At 75.5% G+C, this 18234-nt stretch carries 15 protein-coding genes; 2 read left to right on the top strand and 13 right to left on the bottom strand.

What is annotated here, in order from left to right:
- Nucleotides 1-307 precede the first annotated feature (307 nt).
- On the top strand, nucleotides 308-811 hold the full coding sequence (locus ACGFZL_RS08340; protein WP_393690116.1) for a nucleoside deaminase: 504 nt from the start codon (nucleotides 308-310) through the stop codon (nucleotides 809-811).
- A 232-nt stretch (nucleotides 812-1043) separates the two neighbouring features.
- Nucleotides 1044-4040, top strand: coding sequence for a DUF4157 domain-containing protein (locus ACGFZL_RS08345; RefSeq protein WP_393690117.1), 2997 nt, complete (start codon nucleotides 1044-1046; stop codon nucleotides 4038-4040).
- 18 nt (nucleotides 4041-4058) lie between these two features.
- Here ACGFZL_RS08345 and ACGFZL_RS08350 read toward each other — a convergent pair whose 3' ends face one another.
- The 13 genes from ACGFZL_RS08350 to ACGFZL_RS08410 form a co-directional block, all read right to left on the bottom strand.
- Nucleotides 4059-4811 (bottom strand): zinc ribbon domain-containing protein, encoded by a 753-nt coding sequence (locus ACGFZL_RS08350; protein WP_393690118.1) that lies wholly within the window; start codon nucleotides 4809-4811, stop codon nucleotides 4059-4061.
- Between the two features lie 910 nt (nucleotides 4812-5721).
- Nucleotides 5722-6276, bottom strand: a complete 555-nt coding sequence (locus tag ACGFZL_RS08355; protein ID WP_393690119.1) for a phage tail protein — start codon at nucleotides 6274-6276, stop codon at nucleotides 5722-5724.
- Nucleotides 6273-8255, bottom strand: coding sequence for a putative baseplate assembly protein (locus ACGFZL_RS08360; protein ID WP_393690120.1), 1983 nt, complete (start codon nucleotides 8253-8255; stop codon nucleotides 6273-6275). Before ACGFZL_RS08360 ends, ACGFZL_RS08355 begins: the two co-directional genes overlap by 4 nt.
- Nucleotides 8255-8677, bottom strand: coding sequence for a GPW/gp25 family protein (locus tag ACGFZL_RS08365; RefSeq protein ID WP_355174488.1), 423 nt, complete (start codon nucleotides 8675-8677; stop codon nucleotides 8255-8257). Before ACGFZL_RS08365 ends, ACGFZL_RS08360 begins: the two co-directional genes overlap by 1 nt.
- Nucleotides 8677-8994 (bottom strand): PAAR domain-containing protein, encoded by a 318-nt coding sequence (locus ACGFZL_RS08370; protein ID WP_355174486.1) that lies wholly within the window; start codon nucleotides 8992-8994, stop codon nucleotides 8677-8679. The genes ACGFZL_RS08365 and ACGFZL_RS08370 overlap by 1 nt, the downstream gene beginning before the upstream one ends.
- 37 nt (nucleotides 8995-9031) lie before the next feature.
- Entirely contained in the window at nucleotides 9032-10861 is a 1830-nt protein-coding gene (locus tag ACGFZL_RS08375) for a VgrG-related protein (RefSeq protein ID WP_393690121.1), read from the bottom strand.
- A gap of 19 nt (nucleotides 10862-10880) precedes the next feature.
- Nucleotides 10881-11603, bottom strand: coding sequence for a LysM peptidoglycan-binding domain-containing protein (locus tag ACGFZL_RS08380; RefSeq protein ID WP_355174482.1), 723 nt, complete (start codon nucleotides 11601-11603; stop codon nucleotides 10881-10883).
- Between the two features lie 66 nt (nucleotides 11604-11669).
- Nucleotides 11670-12098, bottom strand: a complete 429-nt coding sequence (locus tag ACGFZL_RS08385; RefSeq protein ID WP_355174480.1) for a phage tail protein — start codon at nucleotides 12096-12098, stop codon at nucleotides 11670-11672.
- Nucleotides 12099-12121: 23 nt separating this feature from the next.
- Nucleotides 12122-15400, bottom strand: a complete 3279-nt coding sequence (locus ACGFZL_RS08390; protein ID WP_393690122.1) for a hypothetical protein — start codon at nucleotides 15398-15400, stop codon at nucleotides 12122-12124.
- A gap of 3 nt (nucleotides 15401-15403) precedes the next feature.
- A complete protein-coding gene (locus tag ACGFZL_RS08395; RefSeq protein ID WP_355174476.1) occupies nucleotides 15404-15562 on the bottom strand; it encodes a DUF6760 family protein in 159 nt (52 codons plus the stop codon).
- A complete protein-coding gene (locus ACGFZL_RS08400) occupies nucleotides 15559-16056 on the bottom strand; it encodes a hypothetical protein (protein WP_355174474.1) in 498 nt (165 codons plus the stop codon). The genes ACGFZL_RS08395 and ACGFZL_RS08400 overlap by 4 nt, the downstream gene beginning before the upstream one ends.
- Nucleotides 16053-16493 carry a phage tail protein gene (locus tag ACGFZL_RS08405; protein ID WP_355174472.1) on the bottom strand — a complete coding sequence of 147 codons (441 nt, stop codon included), beginning with the start codon at nucleotides 16491-16493 and terminating at the stop codon, nucleotides 16053-16055. Before ACGFZL_RS08405 ends, ACGFZL_RS08400 begins: the two co-directional genes overlap by 4 nt.
- Nucleotides 16494-16527: 34 nt before the next feature.
- Nucleotides 16528-18108, bottom strand: a complete 1581-nt coding sequence (locus tag ACGFZL_RS08410; protein WP_393690123.1) for a phage tail sheath family protein — start codon at nucleotides 18106-18108, stop codon at nucleotides 16528-16530.
- Nucleotides 18109-18234: the final 126 nt, after the last annotated feature.

Raw genomic sequence — 18234 nt, forward strand, 5'->3', positions numbered from 1 at the left:
CGGCGGCGTCCGCGTCCCCCGGGAGCCCCCGCCGCCACCCGGGTGCTCCGGCCCGTCCCGGGGTCCTTCCCCGGTTGGCGGCCGGTCAAGTGCGTGGCCGGTGGTCAACCGCTCGTGACCCGCCGTGAACTGGGGTGACTCAGGACAGGAAGGGCACTTGTAGGAGTGTACGAAGAGCTGTCGCCGCCCTCCTGGCCTCTTCATGTCTTCCACCCCTATCTGGTCCGCGGCGGCCCGCGGTGTACTCCTCACACAAGGCGAGTCAGGACGCGAAGGCCCTCCGTTTTCCGAACGAAAGAAGTTCACCGTGACCGTGCAGACCCAAGAAGCGAGCGTCCAGGACCACGAGCGCGCCTGGCTGGACGAGGCGATCCGGGTGGCCACCGAGAGCGTCGCCAACGGCGGCGGCCCGTTCGGCGCCCTGATCGCCCGGGGCAGCGAGATCGTCTGCCTCGGGAACAACCAGGTCACCAAGAACCTGGATCCGACCGCGCACGCCGAGGTGACCGCGATGCGCGCCGCCTGCAAGGAGCTGGGCACCTTCTCGCTGGAGGGCTGCGTCCTGGTCACCTCGTGCGAGCCCTGTCCGATGTGCCTGTCCTCCGCGCTGTGGGCCCGGGTGGACCGGATCGTCTTCTGCGCCGACCGGCACGACGCGGCGGTGGCCGGCTTCGACGACCGCAGGTTCTACGACCTCTTCGAGAAGCAGCCCGCCTCGATGTGGCCGATGCGGGTCGAGCAGCTCGACCTGCCGAACCGCACGGCGCCGTTCGACGCGTGGCTGGCCAAGTCGGACCGCGTCGACTACTGACGCGCCCGCGCCGGGGGACGGGCGGTGGACGGCGGTCGGGTCGTCCACCGCCCGACTCCCGTCGTGCCGGGGCAACCGCGGGTGATCGCGCGTCCGTGGGGACATGCCCTTTCGCCTGCCCCTGGTGTGCCCCCGCGGGCCTTGCCAGGGACGGGCCGGGGGCCGTAAGCAGGAGGGGTCCTCTTTCTCCCAGGCTCCCGGGCGGTAACTGTCGATGGACGTGGCGGCCGACGTGAAACGGTCCAGCGCCGGGAAGGGGCCCGCCGCGACCCGGGCGGCCGAGGAGGGGGCGTCCGGTGCGCGTCCGGTGGACGCCCTCACGGAGTTGCAGGGGAGCGTCGGGAACGCCGCCGTCGTGGAGGTGCTGCGCCGGGTCGGCCGCATCCGCCCGGAGGAGGAGCACCGGCACGGGGACGACTGCGCTCCGGGTGAGGAGCCCGCGGTGCAGCGGCGGTCCGCCGTGCACGACGTGCTGCGCACCGGCGGCAAGCCGCTGGACGGCCCGACCCGGGCGGACGCCGAGGCCCGGCTCGGCGCGGACTTCGGCGGCGTACGCCTGCACGAGGGCCGGGCCGCGAAGAACTCCGCCGCCGAGATCGGCGCCCGGGCCTACACCTCCGGCGAGCACGTCGTCATCGGCGACGGCGGGGCCGACAAGCGCACCCTCTACCACGAGCTGACGCACGTCGTGCAGCAGCGCCAGGGGCCGGTCGCGGGCACCGACAACGGGGCCGGGCTAAGCCTCTCCCACCCCTCCGACCGGTTCGAGCGCGAGGCGGAGGCGAACGCGGCGCGGGCGCTGGCCGCGGGCCCGGTGCCGGCCCAGCGGGCCGAGGCGGACCCCGCCGCCCACTCCTCGCCCGCCGACGCCGGGTCCGCCGTGCAGCGCGCGCCCCTGCGCCCGGGGACCGTCCGGCGGCCGGACTCCGATGAGGAGATGGCCTCCGGGTCCGGGGAGGAGACCTCGGACGAGGAGTACGAGGCGGACTCCGAGACGGATTCCCTGGAGCCGAAGACGCCCGCCGAGGTCATGGAGGAGATCGCCGAACTGGTCGACGACGACCCGATGGTGAACTACGGCGCCCGGCGCCAGGGCCGCGCCCACGGCGAGTTCTGGATGCGCTTCCCGCGCTCCAAGGACCAGGAGGAGGCCGAGCAGACGCTGTCGGACACCAGCGCCCTGCTCTTCGACAGCGCCCGCGGCGCACAGGAGCAGGCCCGCGCGGAGGACCCGGGCAACACCACCGAGGACGCCAACAACCGCGAGATCCAGGGCATGCTGATCAACGACCGCCTGGTCTTCGCGTCGAACTACAACTCCTCGCTCGACACCCTCAGGGACCGGGGGCGGCGGGCGGCGGGCGGGCAGGAGCCCACGCTCCAGCAGCTGCTCGACATCCGCCAGAGCGACGCCGGGGCCACCGCGGGGCTGCGCCGGCACGAGGCCGACAACCAGCGGCAGAAGCTGGCGACCCTGCGCAGGAAGAACCAGGCCATCGTCAGCGGGCAGCGCGGGGACGGCGAGCAGGGGCGGGGCGAGGACGCCACGGCCAAGGCGCTGCGCGCGAAGCTGGGGGCGCCGGTCATCGTCGTCAACATCGAGGACGAGAACCTGCGCGAGTACCTGACGAGCCGCAAGTACGAGGGGCGGGCGTTCCTGCTCCGCCACCGGGCGCTGGACCCGCGGGCCAAGAAGTCCGGCCCGAACGCCGGGCAGCCGACGGCGGAGGGCTCCCTGCACGCGGAGCAGAAGCTGCTCCTCGCCCTCAAGGAGGCCCGCATCAAGCCTCACGAGGACGTCAGGGGACCGATCGCCATCATGGGCAAGTACCGTCCGTGCATGGGCTGCGCCGCCGCGCTGCAGTACTACCGGGAGCGGCTGGGCTTCGAGGACCTCAGCTTCGACGAGAACTACGGCCATTACTTCCAGAGCTCCGTCAACGGCCTCTACGAACACCAGCGGCACATCCTGGACGAGCACTACCTGGAGTACATCCGCCAGATGGTGGAGGAGGACATCACCAGCACGCCCGCGATGCGGAACGAGGCGGCCCCGGAAGGCGCCGTGAACCGTAACGGCGGCCCCAGCCTCCGGGTCCCCGGCCGGTACGCGTCCCGGCAGGCCGACGTGACGCCCCCTACGAGCGATGCCGAGTTCGACGACAAGGGGAAGTACCGGCGCACCAAGGTGCCGCTCAACGACACCTGGACGGTGGACACCGCGCCCGCGGGGATCGGCCAGGGCTCGGCGACCTTCAACGCGCCGCGCCGCAAGCACGAGTTCCTCGACGAGGCCGAGGTGGCGCACCTCAGCGCGCTCTGGAACGGCGGCGCCGGCCGGCCGCCCACCCGGCAGGACCGGCAGCAGGCGCTGGAACTCGCCCACGACTACAAGAACAAGGAGCGGATGACCCTCAAGTACCTGGGCGGGGTCATCGGCCTGCACCCCAACAGGCTCGGCGGCTACCTCACCCGGTACGGGAAGGAGGGCCACTGGAACCAGGTGCCCACGCGGTCGGGCAAGGTGCAGAGCGGGCCGAAGGACCGCAAGAAGGGCGACCCGGCGAAGCAGTTCACCAAGGGCGGGGCGCTCGACCAGGAGGGCCGGGACATCCTCACGGCGACCCTGCGCAGCCTGGCCAAGGAGAAGTGGGCCGCGGACTGGGCGCGGGTGCACAACAGCGGGGCCGAGGAGGAGCTGAATCCGACCAGCGCCCCCGGCGAACTGCTGCGCACGCTCGCCGGGCTCCTCCGCGACCGCGGCTACGACGTGCCGAGCATGTCCAAGTTCCTGCACACGGGCGCCAACGGCGACAAGCTGAGGAAGGCCATCACGCGCAAGGGCAAGCCCCTGCTGGAGCAGAAGGAGCCGGCCATCTCGACGAAGCGGCGGGAGGAGCCGGAGGCCGTGGAGGAGGACGCCATGGAGACGGACCTCTTCGAGGAGGGCGAGGTCGAGGGGCACGCCGGCGGGGACGTCGAGATGGGCGGCACGTCCAGCGGGGCGGGGCGCTACGGGCCGGGACCCGGGGAGGCGTCGAGCAGCTCGAACGTCCCCCGGCCGCCCGCCCAGGTGCCCGGCTACACCCTCCACATCGCGCCCAACGGCCAGGCGTACTACACCGACGACGACGAACCCGAGGCGGTGTACGTCCGCGTCGACGGCCGCATGACCCGGCTCCGGCCCGACGAGGACCACGACCACGACCACGACATGGGCGGCGTCTGAGGGCCTGGAGGTGGGGGCCTAGCTGCGCTGGAAGAACTCCACCTCCGCCAGGGCGAGATGGCGGCCGGGGCCGGTCCCGGCGGGGTCGTCCAGGGTCAGCCGGACGGACGTCACCTTGCTGATGCCCGTCACCGTGGTCTGCGAGCCCGGCTTGTCGCTGATCCGCAGCTCCTCGCGGACGTGCTCGCCGTCCTCGGTGGTCGCGTCCATGGTGATGCGCAGGGCGCGGGCCTGGCGGGCGTACTCCTCGGGGTCCTTCGACGCGCCGTTGGTCACGATGACGTCGACGAGGCGGAAGGGCCGGTCGAAGGTGTACGTCACCGAGGCGCCCGCCTTCGGGGCGCCCCAGTAGCGGTTTCTGAGGCCGTCCGTGGTGTTGCCCGCCGGGTGGTGGGGGACCTCGGCGTCGGCGGTGACCTTCACGGGGGTCACGGCGGTGGCCTTGCCCAGCTTGTCCCGGGTGTCCTCGATCAGGTGCCGGCCGGTCGGGAGGAGCAGGAAGACGCCCGCGCCCACGATGGCCAACGCGCAGAGGATCACCAGCAGACGGGTGCCGCGGCCCGAACCCGCCCGGGTGCGGCGCCGGAACGGCCATATCGTGCGCCACCAGGGCAGGTCGACCCGCGCGGCGGCGGGGTCGAGCGGGGTGGCGCAGCGGCGGCAGAAGCGGCGGCCCGGCGGGTTGGCCGTCCCGCACGCCGGGCACGGTGTGCCGCCGGCGGTGTCGGGGTCGTCCGCGACGGCGGGCCGCACCGCGGGCCGGGCGGTCACGGGGCGGGCCGGCTGGACCGGGATGATCGGGTCGGGGGCGGGGGGCTGGGGGGTGGCCGGCGCGGGGGTGGCCCGGGCCGTCTCGGGTGCGGCTGGTCGGGCCGGGCCGGGTGACACGGCATTCGGCGGGGCGGGTTGGGGCCGTGCGGGCTCGGCCCGGGTGGGGTCGGTCTCCGCCGTACCGGGCCGAGCGCCACGGGGCCTGCCGCGCACGGCCCGAAGGAGGCGCGGCTCGGGGCGTGCGGCGTCGGACGGGGCAGGGTCGGACGGGGCGGGATCGGACGGGGCCGGCCCGGGCTGGGCGGGCTCAGGAGCGGTGGGTTCGGTGTCTGCGGTTCCGGGGCGGGGAGCACGGGCCCTGCCGCGTACGCCGCGCAGGAGGCGGGGCTCGGGTCGATCGGGTTCCGGGCGGGCGGGGTCGGGTCGTGCGGGGTCGGACCCGCCGGGCTCAGGGCCGGTGGGTTCGGGGGCGGCCGTTCCGGGGCGGGCGCCCCGTACGGGGCGCAGGAGACGGCGGGGTGTCTGGGCGGGAGCGGGGTCGGGGTCTCCCGGTGCGGTGGCGTCGTCCGCTCCTGCGCTCTCGCCGGCTTCTTCTCCCCGGGGCTGCCGGGGCGCGTCGGTGTCGCCCCCGGGGGACGGGGCGGCGGTCCGGCGGGGCGGTCCCTCCGGCGGGGTGGCATCGCCGTCCTGCGGAGTGCCGGACGCCGGCTCCGCCGGAGCGAGCGGTGGCGCGGTCGCGGACGGCGACGACGGGGCGGGCGGCTCCCCGGTGCTCGGGTCGCCGGATCCGCTGGACCCCGTATCGGCCCCGCCGGACTCCTCCGACCAGCCCAGGTAGGAGCCGCAGTTGCCGCAGAAGTCGTCGGTCGGGCCTACGGATGACCCGCACGAGGGGCAGGTGCGCACGGTGTCACCCCCTCTCGGTGGGTGGGGCGGGCAGGAACTCGACGCGGCATTCGACGTGCACCGGGCACATGGTCCGCACCAGCGCGCGGACCCGGTCCTCGGGCGCCTGCCCGGCGGGCCACACCCGTACCGCCACCGTGTCCCGCCCCGCAGGCGGCAGGTCGGCGCCGGCCGTGCGGGACCAGGTCGCCGCGCCGTCGCCGGCGATCTCGGCGTCCAGCCCGAAGGCGAGGGCCAGGGCGTCGAGGAGGCCGCGCCGGGTGCCGCGGCGCCGGTGCAGCTCCAGGGCGCGGACCACCGCCTCGCGGCGCCGTTCCAGGGGCCGCTCGGGGTCGTCGGCGGCGCCGACCCAGGAGGCCAGCCAGGCGACGAAGTCGGGCGGGGCCAGGCGGGGGTCGAAGTAGGCCGGCAGGTTGTCCAGCGTCGCGAAGACCGGCGCGAGGACCGTGTCCAGGCCGCCGGTGAAGCGCTGGGCGAAGTCGTCGTCGGCGTACAGGGCGGGGAGCTGACCGCCGATGGGGTGGCGGCTCGGCAGGCCGGGCACGGCGGCGCGGCTCACCCCCGGGCCTCCGGCTCCCGCGCGGAGACCACGACCTGGTGCTGGTGGGAGAAGACCAGCGCGCCGGGGCCGACCTCGATGCGGTCGGCCGCCGACCCGCGCCGCCCGGTGACCGGGTCGGCGGGGAACAGCCGGATCTCCTCCACCAGCGCGTCCCCGCCGGCCCGCTGCACCACGCCGAAGACCTCCCCGTACTGCACCGGGCGCCCGAACGGCCACCCCGTCCCGTCGGGCCCGCCGCGCAGCGGGTCGAGGTGGCGGTGCAGCGCGGCCAGCACCGCGTCGCGCACCCGGTCGGTCTCACCGGCACCGGCCCCGGCCCCCGCGCCCGCCCGGACCGTCAGCCGGGCCACCACGGTGACCCCCTGGTAGACCGGCGGCTCCACCAGCACCCGCGTGCCGATCAGCCGCCGCTCGTCCAGCCGCGCGGCGATCGCGGCGAGCACCTGCTCGGAGGGGATGAGCTGCTCGAAGCGCAGCCGGTCGCCGTCCTCGGGCAGCGCGTCCGGCACCACCAGGACCCGCACCGCCGCGGTCCCGTCCCCGGCGGGCAGGCAGCGCACCCGCCGCACCGACGGCGCCGCCTGGCGGCTGATGATCTCGTAGTCCTCGGCCGTCACCGCCCGCTCCTGCATGCGCAGCGCGTCCGGCGCCCGCAGCCGGGCGTTCTCCACGGTCTCCGCGGCCACCCCGCCGCGCGCCGCCTCCCGGTTGACGACCCGCGCGACGTACGGGACCGAGCTGCGCAGCACGGAGATCGCGTAGCGGGCCACGTTGCCGTCCGGGCCGCCGCCGGTGCGGTAGCGGACCACCCTGATCCGGGCGCCCTTCTCCGGGACCGCGCCGCGGAAGCGCAGCGTGCCGTCCGGCTCGCGCAGCACCGGCGGGAAGGTGAACTCGCCGGTGGCCGCGTCGACGCGGACATGCCGGTCCTCCGGTCCGGAGCGCCCGAAGTGCTCCACCAGCTCCCAGCGCTGCCAGCCCTGCGCCGAGGACACCTCCACCACCGGCGGGTCGCCGTCGAGCAGCACGGGCCGCCGGCTCAGCCGGAAGGACTGCCCGGCCACGCCCTCCGAGGTGCCCAGCGGCTCGTCGAGGACCGTCTCGGCGTTCTCCACGGCCATCGTGCCGCCCACCGTGAACACCTCGGCCTCGCGGACCGTCGGGGACTCGGAGTAGAACGGCTGGCCCGGCTCCGCCTCGGTCACCCGGCAGCGCAGCCAGCCGGCCCGGGTGCCGCCGATCACCGACGCCGTGTGCCCGGCCGGCACGTACACGATGACCTCGCCGGGCCGGTTCAGGCCGCCGGTGGTGTCCTCGCCGGTCTCGCACCGCTGCCACCGCCCGCCGTCCCACGCCTCCCACACCAGCGGCGGCTGGCGCGGGTCGACGCCGACGCCCTCCACCCGGCTGTCCAGGCGGACGGCGACCACGCAGCGCGGCACGGCCGTCGGCAGGCCGAACAGCAGCGCGTCGCCCGGCTCGGGCGACTGCTGGAAGCAGGGCACGTCCCGGCCCTCGGTGAGCTGCCCGGTCCTGTCGGTCTGCTCACCGCCGCGCGGCGCCGTCACCAGGCGGACCAACTCCGACGGGACGATGCGCAGTTCCTCGGTCGTGGCGAAGACGACCGCCTCCTCGCTCTCGCCGCGCGCGGTGGTCACCTCGGTGCCCGGCGGCAGCGTCACCGTGTCGGGCTGCGGCGCGGAGAGCCAGAAGTCGACGTCGGCGCCGGCGGCCGTGGGCGGGAAGAGGTGGATGCCGAGCAGGTCGAGGAAGGCCAGGTAGTTCTTGTCCGGCACCCGGTTGAGCCGGTACAGGAGCTGGTCCACGAGGTAGGCGAACGTCTCGATCAGCGTGACGCCGGGGTCGGACACGTTGTGGTCCGTCCACTCGGGCGCCCGCTGCTGGACGTACCGCTTGGCCTCGTCGACGAGTTGCTGGAACCGCCGGTCGTCCAGGTTGGGGGAGGGCAGTGGCATCAGTCCGCGACCAGTTCCTCGGCCCCGCCGTCGGAGGGGATCGTGTAGAAGGGGAAGACCAGGTTGCGCCGGTCGTTGGTGGAGCGCACGGTGTAGTGCACGTCGATGTAGAGGGTCCCGGCCTCCACGGCGTCGAAGGCGACGACCACGTCGTCGACCTGGATCCGCGGCTCCCACCGCTCCAGCGCCTCGCGCACCTGCTGCGCGATCCGCCCGGCGGTGGCGCCGTCGCCCGGCGCGAAGACGTACTCGTGGATGCCGCAGCCGAACTCGGGGCGCATCGGCCGCTCGCCGGGCGCGGTGCCGAGGACGAGGCGGATCGCCTCCTCGATCTCCCGCTCCTTCTCGACCATGCCGATCCCGCCGGTCGGCCCGACCCGCAGCGGGAAACCCCAGCCCCGGCCGATGAACCGCTCGCTCATCACACGCCCCCGATCAGCACGTTGGGGGCGCCCATCAGGATCATCCCGCCGCACGCCGTCTGGTCGCGCGCCTTCGCGGCCGGCAGCCCGCCGATCAGGACGGGGCCGCCGACGAGCCCGGCCGGGTTGGGCACGATCACGTTGGCCGGGCCGAGCGCCGCGTGCGGCGGGACCGGGCAGACGGTGAGACTGCCGATGACCGCGGCGGGCCGGCCGCCGATCAGGACGGTGGCCACCGCCCGGGCGGCGGGCGGCGGCGGGGTGGTGATCCGGCCGCCGTGGTTGACGGGGTCACCGGTGCGGGCAGCGGCTGGCATGCGGCGCTCCAAAGGGTGTGCGTAGGCGGAGTGGGGGTCAGTTGATGCGGATGAGCTTGGCCTTGAGGACGCCGAGCAGACCGCCGTCGACGGTGACGCCGGAGCTGCCGGTGACGCTCACCGTCCGGCCGCCGATCGTCGTCCCGACCCGGCCCTGGATGTCGACGTTCCGGCCCGACACGCTCACGTCGCCCTGCCCCGCGTCCAGGGTGATGCCCTTCCTGTCCATCGAGACGGACGAGGCGACCCGCTGGCGGCCCTTGCCCATGTACACCTTCAGCTCGATCCGGTCCTGCCGGTCGTCCAGGAAGACTTCGAGGCGCTCGTCGGCGGAGGTGAGCCGCACCCCGGACGGGCCCGGCCGCCGCGCGTCGAGCAGCTCGATCCGGTGCCCCGAACGCGACACGAAGGAGCGCCGGTTGACCTTCCCGGAGGTCCGGTCGATCAGCGGGACGTCGTGCGGCGAGGGCTTGTCCACGCCGTTGTACAGCCCGCCGATGACGTACGGGCTGTCCAGCAGCCCCTGTTCGAAGCCGACCAGCACCTCGTCGTTGACCTCGGCGCTGACCACCCCGCCGCCGCCCTTGCCGCCCCACTGCACGCTGCGCACCCAGTCGGTGACGTACGTGTCGTCCAGCCAGGGGAACTTCAGCTTCACCGCGCCGCTCTGGGCGCCGGCCGGCTCGCGCACGTCGGTGACGACGCCGATCGCCAGGCCGGGTATCCGGGGGCCGCGGGAGGGGGCGTTGGCGCCGGTGACCAGGCCGGTGAGGGAGCGGTCCGGGCTGGCGCTCACCCACACCGTCGTCCGGTAGCCGCCGTGCGGTTCGAGGACGTGCCGCACCGCCGTCGCCGTGTACTTGCCGGAGAACGCCCGCCCGACGTTGCCCAGCGCCACCGGCTTGCCGGCCCGCAGCAGGGGGTTGCCCTCGACCAGCGCCTCCAGCTCGCCGAAGCCCGCGCTGACGTGGTCGGCCACCGCGCCGGCCACCGCCGTCGTCTCGGCCGCCGTGCGGTACGGGGTGTCGGTGACGGTCACCTTGGACGCCTTGCCGAAACGGGCCGCGAACGCCGGACTGAGGCCCGGCACCACCGTGTCGCTGTCCACCGAGGGGCGCCGCGCCACCAGCGGTCGCTTGGTGGTCGCGTCCCAGCCGCGCACCTCCACCTGCTGCGCGCCGTCGGCCGCCGTCAGCGCGGCCCGCAGCGCCAGCAGGTTCCGCCCGTACTCCAGGACCATCGGGCTCCGCGTCGCGGGCGTGGTGGGCGAGGGCGCGCCGGACGCCTTGCGCGGCTTGGTGAACTGCAGCATCCCCTTGTCGTCCACCCGCACCTGGGCACCGCTCTCCGCGGCCAGGAACTGCAGGAAGTCCCAGTCGGAGACGTTCGCCTGCGACAGCTGCTTGTAGGTGACCGGCGCGGCCTCCACCGTCCCGCAGGTGAGCCCGGCGTTCTGGGCGACCTTGCGGACGATCGCGGCGGCCGTCATGTTGCGGTACGCCATCACCCGCCGCCCGCGCTGGAGCCGGTGCGCCCGGGAGAAGCCGCGCACCACGGTGAACGAGCCGGTGGAGTCCCGGTCGATCTCCAGCGCCGTCACCTCGCCGCTGAACAGCAGCTCGCGCGCCCGGCCGCCCACCGTGACCACCGAGACCCGCAGGGGCGTGCCGATGGTGACGCCGGTGGCGCGCAGGAACTCGTTGTCGGGGTCGCGGTAGGTGAGGACCGCCATGTCGGGCAGCCCCGCGTTCTCGTCCACCACGCAGCTGACCAGCTGCGCGGCCCAGATCGGCGGCAGCTCACCGGGTGTCTCCACGATCGGGTCGGCCGCGAAGGACCGCCCGCCGCGTGCCTCGGGCGTGGTCATGGCGTCCCCTCCGGCGTGGTCATCGCTCCTCCTCCGCGCCCGCGTCGCGCAGCCCCGGCACGACCAGTTCGGTGCCGGGGACGAGCGCGAGCGGGTCGTCGATCCGGTTCGCCTCGGCGATGGCCCGCCAGGCCGTCGCGTCGCCGTACTCCCGCCAGGCGAGCATCGCCAGGCTGTCGCCCGCCACCACGGTGTGCGTGGAGCGGGCGGTGCGCGCGCCCGACGTCGGGTTCTGGCCCGGCGGGTCGACGCTCGCCTCCTCGATGGAGAGCGAGCAGGTGGCGCGCAGCGGGCGGCCGTCCACGTCGAAGAGGGTGTACGACACCGACAGGTCCGACAGCACGCCGTCGAAGGACGTGGTGCGCGCGGTGCCCCACTCGAACCGCACCCACGGGCTGGCCGGCTTCTTGCGGCCGAGGCTCGCCTGGGTGGGCACGCACGCCTTCATCAGCTTTTCCACCGCCTGCTCCACCGAGTTGTCGTGGGTGGCGGTGGCGTCCATGAACACCTCCAGGCTCAGCCGCCGGGGGCCGCTGCCGACGAACTCCGGCAGCGCGGACTGGCCGGCCATCCGGGACGGGGAGCGCCGCCACTCCGTCGACTTCGACAGCTGAAGCGAGGCCGGGTTGAACTGGAGGCTGAGCTGCGCCAGCGTCCCGCCGGGCTTCGCGCCGACCGAGGCGGGGGGCTCCTTCAGAGTCAGCTGGGCCCTGGCCCGGGCGGCGCGGACCGATGGGGACATGGCGCGGGGTTCCTTTCCGGTGTCCGGTGTCCGGTGTTCGTCAGGGGGCGGGGGGCGGGGGGCGGCTCAGTCGTCGGGGCGCAGGCCCTGGTGGGCGATCTCCAGGGTCTCCACCGCCGCCTGCGAACTGGCGGGGTCGAAGGAGGGCCCCTGCCAGCGCACCGGGACGATGCCGAAGACCTGCCAGCTGATGATCTTGGTGAGGTCCGGGCGCAGGGCGACGATCTCGCCGTCCTTGGGCTCGACCCGGCGCAGGGTCTCGTCCAGCCAGCGGCCGATCTTGGCGGTGTCCTCCGTCACCGGGCGGGTGAGCGTGATCGGCGACCACGTCACCCGGCCGGGCAGCTGCCAGGCGAAGCCGTTGTTGCCGCCCTCGGCGTAGGTCTCGAGCTCCACCTCGGCGCCCATGCCGGAGCAGGTGTGGAAGGCACCGAGGTCGTTCCCGCCGATCGCCAGCCGGAAGAACACGCTCGTGGCGAAGATGCTGTCCATCATGCGTACGTTCCTTGTCTCTGCCGTCAGCGCCGGCCGTCGTAGGGGCGGCCCGTGCGCTCGCGTCCGCGCCGCAGCTCGGTCCTGAGCAGGCGGGCCACCGGGTCGAGGAGGCGGCGGGCGAGGTCGTCCAGGTCGCCGGCGTCCGGTTGGGGGGCGGGGTCCGGCCGCGGCTGGGTGCGCGTGGACTTGGACTGGGACTTGGGTGTGGAGGAGGGGGAGGGGCCGGCCGTGGCTGTGTGGTGTGGGCCGCCGGTGGGGGCGGGTGTGCCGGGGGTGCGCTGGACCGGGGGCGCGGGTGTCCTGGGACCCGGCCCGGATCGGGCGGGGTTGCCGGGCGCCGCCTGGATGCTGCGGGGGCGGACCACCGGTACGGACTGCGCCGGCGTCGTCGTCGGCGTGCCGGTCATCGAGCGGCCGGCGAGGGGCGGGGCCAGGGGGGCGGTGACCGGGAGGGCGGGGGAGGGACGGGCTCCGGAGGGCTGCACGGGGGTGGCGGGGCCGGGGGAGCCGGCGGCGTGGGGGCGGACGACCGGGACGCGGGCGGGGGTGGGTGCGGGGCTGTGGCTGTGGCTGGAGCCATGTGTGCCGTGAGGCGTCGGGGCCGACGGTGCCCGCTGGACGGCGGGGAGGGGCGACGTGCCGGAGGGGGCGGTGGCGGTGGGCGCGGGTGCCGCCGGGTGCGCCGCGGGCGTTCGGTCGGTCCAGCGTGCGGCCACGACCGGGCGGGCCGGTGGCCGTGGAGCGGGGGCGGGACCGCCTTGCGCCGAGTGGGTGGAGAGGGACAGGGGGCGGGCGGCCAGCAGCGGGCGGATGGGGGCGGGCGTGCGCCGGACCGCCCCTGGGGCGGGTGCCGTTCCGGCTCCGCCTGAGGTGGCGCGTGCCGTGACGAGGGGCGGCGTGCCGTCGGCCTGCGCGGTGCGCGCCGGTGCCGGGGCGGTCGCGCGCTGCACGGCGGGGGCGGAGGCGGGGGCGGGGGACGGGGACGGGCTGGTGGGCCGGGTGCCGGTGCGCGGGGACGTGCCGGCCGCGGGCTCGGGGCCGGCCGGCGGGGTGTGCCGGACGAGGGGGGTGGCGGCGGTCGTGTCCGGGGCGGGCCGTGAGGCGGGCGGGTGGGCGGTGGTCGGGGTGGCGCGCGGTACGTCCGTCCCGAGCAGCGGCGCGTCGGCGGTGCCGGTCGTCCGGTTGGGCGCAGTGGGGCGGGACGGGGTGCCGTCGTCCTTGGCGGACGGCGATCCGCCGGGGTCGGGGCCCTGCCGAGGCGCCGCCGTACTGCGCTGGACGCTCGGGCCACTCGCGTCGGAGGGGCGGGCGGCGGGGCTCCCGGGCCGGGTGGCGGTCGCGGGCAGCGCGGACAGGGGCGCGCCGAGGCCGCCCCGGGCGCGGGCCCGGGAGGCGGCGGCGCCGGCGGCCCGCTGCCCGGTGCCGGGCGCCGCGGTGGGTGCCGGGGGCTTCGTGGAGGCACCCGGCGTCGGCGGGGTCGTCGAGGAGGCCGGGCCCTCGCTCGTCCGCTGGACCATGGGGAGGCCGGACCCGCGTGCGGCGCCCGGGGCGGTGGTGCCGGGGGCCGGGGCGCCGGGAGACGCGGTGGCCGTCTCGGGCAGCGCGGTCAGCGGGGCGCCGAGGGTGGCCCGGCCTTCCGTACGGCGTCCGGGGCGCGGGGTGTCCGACGGTGCGCCGGGAGCCGTCGCGGCGGGGGCGCTCGGGGCGCCCGGGGCGCTCGGGGTGTCGGCGGTGGAGGCGGTGCCCTTTCGGTCGCCGGTGGAATGGGAAGCGGAGGGCGCGGGCGCCGATGCGGGTGGCGGTGCGTCGGCCGAGGGCAGCACGCGCGCCCGCCGCAGCGGAGTGGACACGGCGCGGGCCACGGTCAGGGCGGCCCCGACGGGCCGGACGCGCACCAGCGGACGCGCGGTGTCCTGTACAGGCGCCGCCCGGCCCGGCCGTTCCGGGCCGGCCGGCGCCGACGGCGAGGGCCCTTCGGGCCGGACGCGCACCGGCGCTCCCGAGGCGGCGGAGGCGGAGGCGGCCCCGGCGTCGGCCTGCGCTCGGGGCGACGTGCCCCCGCCCGCCCGGGCCCGGTCGCCCGGCACCGGGCGATCCGGCGCGCCGGTCCGCGCCCCGCTCCCGGTCACCGTGCGCTGCACGGGCGCCCCGGGCGGCGTGCCCGGTGTCCTGCTGGGCCCCGGCCGGGCCGCGGGGGAGGTGCCGCCGAGCACCGCGACGCGGCGCACCAGCGGGACGGCCGGGGGCGTGACCGTACGAGGGCCGGCGTCGGAGGGCGCGGCGGAGGGCGCGGCGGAGGGGGCCGGGGCACGCGAGGCCCCGAGGACGGTGGGGTCGTCGGTGGAGGTGAGCCCGCGCTCCCGGGGCGCCTCCCCGCCGGACGCACCCGGCGGGTCGGCGGCGACCCTCGGCGTGCTGGGCGTGCTGGGCGTGCTGGGCGTGCTGGGCGTGCTGGGCGCGCGGGGCGTGCTGGGCGTGCCGTCCGTATGGGTGGCCATGGCGCGGGCCACCACCGGGCCCGAACCCGACCGGCCGGAACCGGGCCGTACGAGGGGCGGCGCCGACGCCGCCGGTGTTCCCGGGGCCGTCCGTTGCCGCCCCGCACCCACCGGACCCGTACCCGATCCGCCGGAAGCGGGCCGCACGACGGGCGGCGCCGCCGCTGCTCCCGGCGCCGCCTGCGGCCCCGTCCCCACCGACCCGCCGCGGGCCTCGTCCGGGACCCCGGCCGCACCCGCCCCGCCGCCCGGCGCGGAAGGTGTCGTACCGGCCGCCGGACCCCGCACCGAGGTGCTCGCCCGCTGTACCGGGGAACCCTCGCGCGCGGAACGCGTCGCCCCCGGCCCCGAGCCCCGCCGCGCGGACGGTCCGCCGCCGGAGGCGACGGCGTCCGCGCCCCCCGGCTCCTCGGCGTCCGGCCGCAGGGCACGCAGCAGCAGCGGGCCGCCCCCGCTGTGGACGGGCTGGGCGGTGGCCGCGGGGCGGGCGACGCCGCCCACCAGGCCGGTCGGTGCGGTGGGCAGGACGGCGTGGCCGAGGCCCGCGTCGAAGGACGGGTTCTGCCAGGCCGCGAGCCCGTCCCGGAAGGACAGGCCGTCGCTGACGGCCAGCGGCGCACGGCTGAGGGTCAGCGCGGGCGGGGAGGTGCGACGCCAGCCGCCGTCCCAGCCGCCCGGGGTGCCGGAGGGAGCGGGCGGTGCTGTCGTGGTGGCCGCTTCCCGGCCACCGTCCGTCGCCGGGACGGCCGGGGTGACGGCCCGTCGGCGGCGTATCCGCTCCCGCCATGCCATGCGCTCGGCCACCGCTCAGCCACCCTCGTTCACACGCGTGTTGATACGGGCGATCTCCGTCACCCATTGCTGCCGCTCGCCGTGGGGCAGGTCGAGGATCTCCTCGCGCGGCCAGTGGAAGTGGTAGGCGATGTACGCGATCTCCTCCCGCAGGCGGGGGAGGGCGTACGTCACGATTCCCCCAGGCGCCCACCCGAGAGATCGACCTCGAAGCCGCCCTCGCAGTGCGGGCAGGTCACCGCCGCCCGGGTGTGCCCCTCGCTGTTGACCCGCCGGTAGAAGTCCTGGAGGAAGGCGACGTCGGTGGCGTACATCCGCTCCACCACCCCGGCGTGCACATCGGTGACGGAGCCGATCCGGGTGATCACCTGGCTCAGCAGCACCACGCTCAGGTACGCCGGGTTCTCCTTCACCCGCAGGTCGATCTGCGGGCGCAGCTCGTCGCGCGCCGTGGCCAGGCGCATGGCGCCGTGCCGGTGCACGGTCCCCGCCTCGTCGACGTACCCGCGCGGCAGCTCGAACTCGAACTCCGTGCGCAGCCCGGTGTCCCGCTGCCGGGCCGGCGGCGCGGCAGCGGGGACCGGGCTGGGCTGCTCCGGAGCCACCCCGGACGCCGTGACCTGCAGGATCTCGTCCAGGTTGCCCGCGGTGACCGTACGGCGCTTCATTCGACGATGATCTCCTCGAACACGATCGTCACGGACTCGGTGGCCGCCGAGGACTCGTTCGCCGACAGCGACGGGCCCTCCCACTTCGACGCCCAGCCCTGCATGAGCTGGATGCGGCGGACCGTCTCACCGGTGGAGTCCTTGATCTCGATGGTGAGGTTCTGGCGCGCGGTGTCCACGGCGCCGTTGTTCAGGGTCTCCTTGATCCACTTCGTGAACTCGCTGCTCTGGTCGAGTCCCCGGGTGATCGTGATCTCGCCGGCCTGCCGGGCGCCCGGCTGCTTGCGGATGATCTGCTTGCCCTCCGCGCTGACCTGGCGGACCTCGACGACCTCCTCCTCGACGGTCAGCCCGCTGATCTCCTGGATCGACTCGACCAGGTAACCCCCGAGCTGCACGCCGAAGATATGGGTGGAAAGAGCATCGCCCTCTGCCATGACTGTCTGTCACCTATCCTTTGAGACCGGTCGGTCACTCGTCGACGAGGCTGGTGCTGTCGGAGAACTGGGCCAGGCGGAAGACGACGAACTCCGCCGGCTTGACCGGGGAGACGCCGATCTCGCAGACCACGCGGCCCTGGTCGATGGACTCCTGCGGGTTGTTGTCCCGGTCGCACTTGACGTAGAACGCCTCCGCCGCCGTGCGGCCGAACAACGCCCCGCGCCGCCACTCCTCGGTGAGGAACGCGGTGATGTTGCGCCGGATGCTGGACCAGAGCCGGTCGTCGTTGGGTTCGAAGACCACCCACTGGGTGCCCAGGAGGATGGACTCCTCCAGGTAGTTGAAGAGCCGGCGCACGTTCAGGTAGCGCCAGGCCGGGTCGGAGGAGAGGGTGCGGGCGCCCCAGATGCGGATGCCGCGGCCGGGGAAGGCCCGCACGCAGTTCACGCCGATCGGGTTGAGCAGGTCCTGCTCGCCCTTGCTGAGCCGGATCTCCAGGTCGACCGCGCCGCGGATCACCTCGTTGGCGGGGGCCTTGTGCACGCCGCGCTCGGCGTCGCTGCGCGCCCACACGCCGGCGATGTGGCCGCTCGGCGGGATGGTGGCGTTGCGCCCGGTGGCCGGGTCGAAGACCCGCACCCACGGGTAGTAGAGCGTGGCGTAGCGGGAGTCGTAGCCCGCCTCGTCGTTGCGCCAGGTCCGCACCTGCTGCGCGGACATCCCCGGCGGGGAGTCGAGGACCGCGACCCGGTCGCCCATCTGCTCGCAGTGCGAGATCACCGCGAGCTGCACCGTGCGCACGCCCTCGGCGTCGATGTCGCCGCGCTCGAAGGCGCCCATCAGGTCGGGGACCGCGACCATGGTGATCTCGTCGATGGTCTCCAGGCCGCCGAAGCCGGTGCGGGCGCCCGCGTCGCCGACGTACTCCGCCGGGTCGAGCCGGGCGACCTCGCCGGAGTTCGAGCCCGCGTCCGGCCCGGTGGCGGCCGGCGCGGTCTGTGCCGGGGCGTCGGGGACGGCGAGCGTCTGGCCCGCGGGCCGGGTCTGGGTGGCGGTGCGCTGCTGCTCGGTGACCTCGATCAGCTTCGAGGAGCGGGCCTGGTTGACCAGGTAGCCCTTGACGTTCTTGCGGGTGGACGCCTCGTAGGTCTCGGCCACCTGGTCGCCCTGGCGGACCAGCAGCTTGAAGCGGTCCTCGGGCGGGTTCTCGCCGTCCGCGTCGGCGACCTCCACCGACACCCCGCTCACGCCGGGCCGCGCCGCGACCAGGAAGCCGCCCAGCTCCACCCGCTGCCGCTCGGGCTCGGTCCGCCCGGCGGCCGGCGCCGGGGCGGAGGCGTCCTCGGCGGAGCCGCCGATGCGCACCACGTAGGCCGCGCCGCCGCCGTTGGCGAAGTAGCCGTAGACCGCGTGCGCCAGGTAGGTGCCCTCGGTGAAGCCGCCGAACTGCTGGGTGTACTGCTCCCAGTTGGTGACCAGGGTCGGGGCGTGGAAGGGCCCGCTCTGGGCGAACCCGACGAACGCGGCGACCGCGGTGCCGACCCCCTCGATGGGCCGCGCACCGGACTGCACCTCCTCCACGTACACGCCCGGGGTGAGGTACGTCGCCATGCTCGCTCCTTCGCGTCCACGTGTGCAGGCTGTCTCCCCGCCGAGTCTGGTCGGCCCGCCGGGGGCCGACCAGGGGCCGCGGTACCCGCGCGGGGGCAACGGGTCTGCCTCTACGGGCGGCCCGGA

The organism is Streptomyces sp. NPDC048182, from assembly GCF_043202555.1.
In the GTDB taxonomy this organism is placed as follows: Bacteria; Actinomycetota; Actinomycetes; order Streptomycetales; family Streptomycetaceae; genus Streptomyces.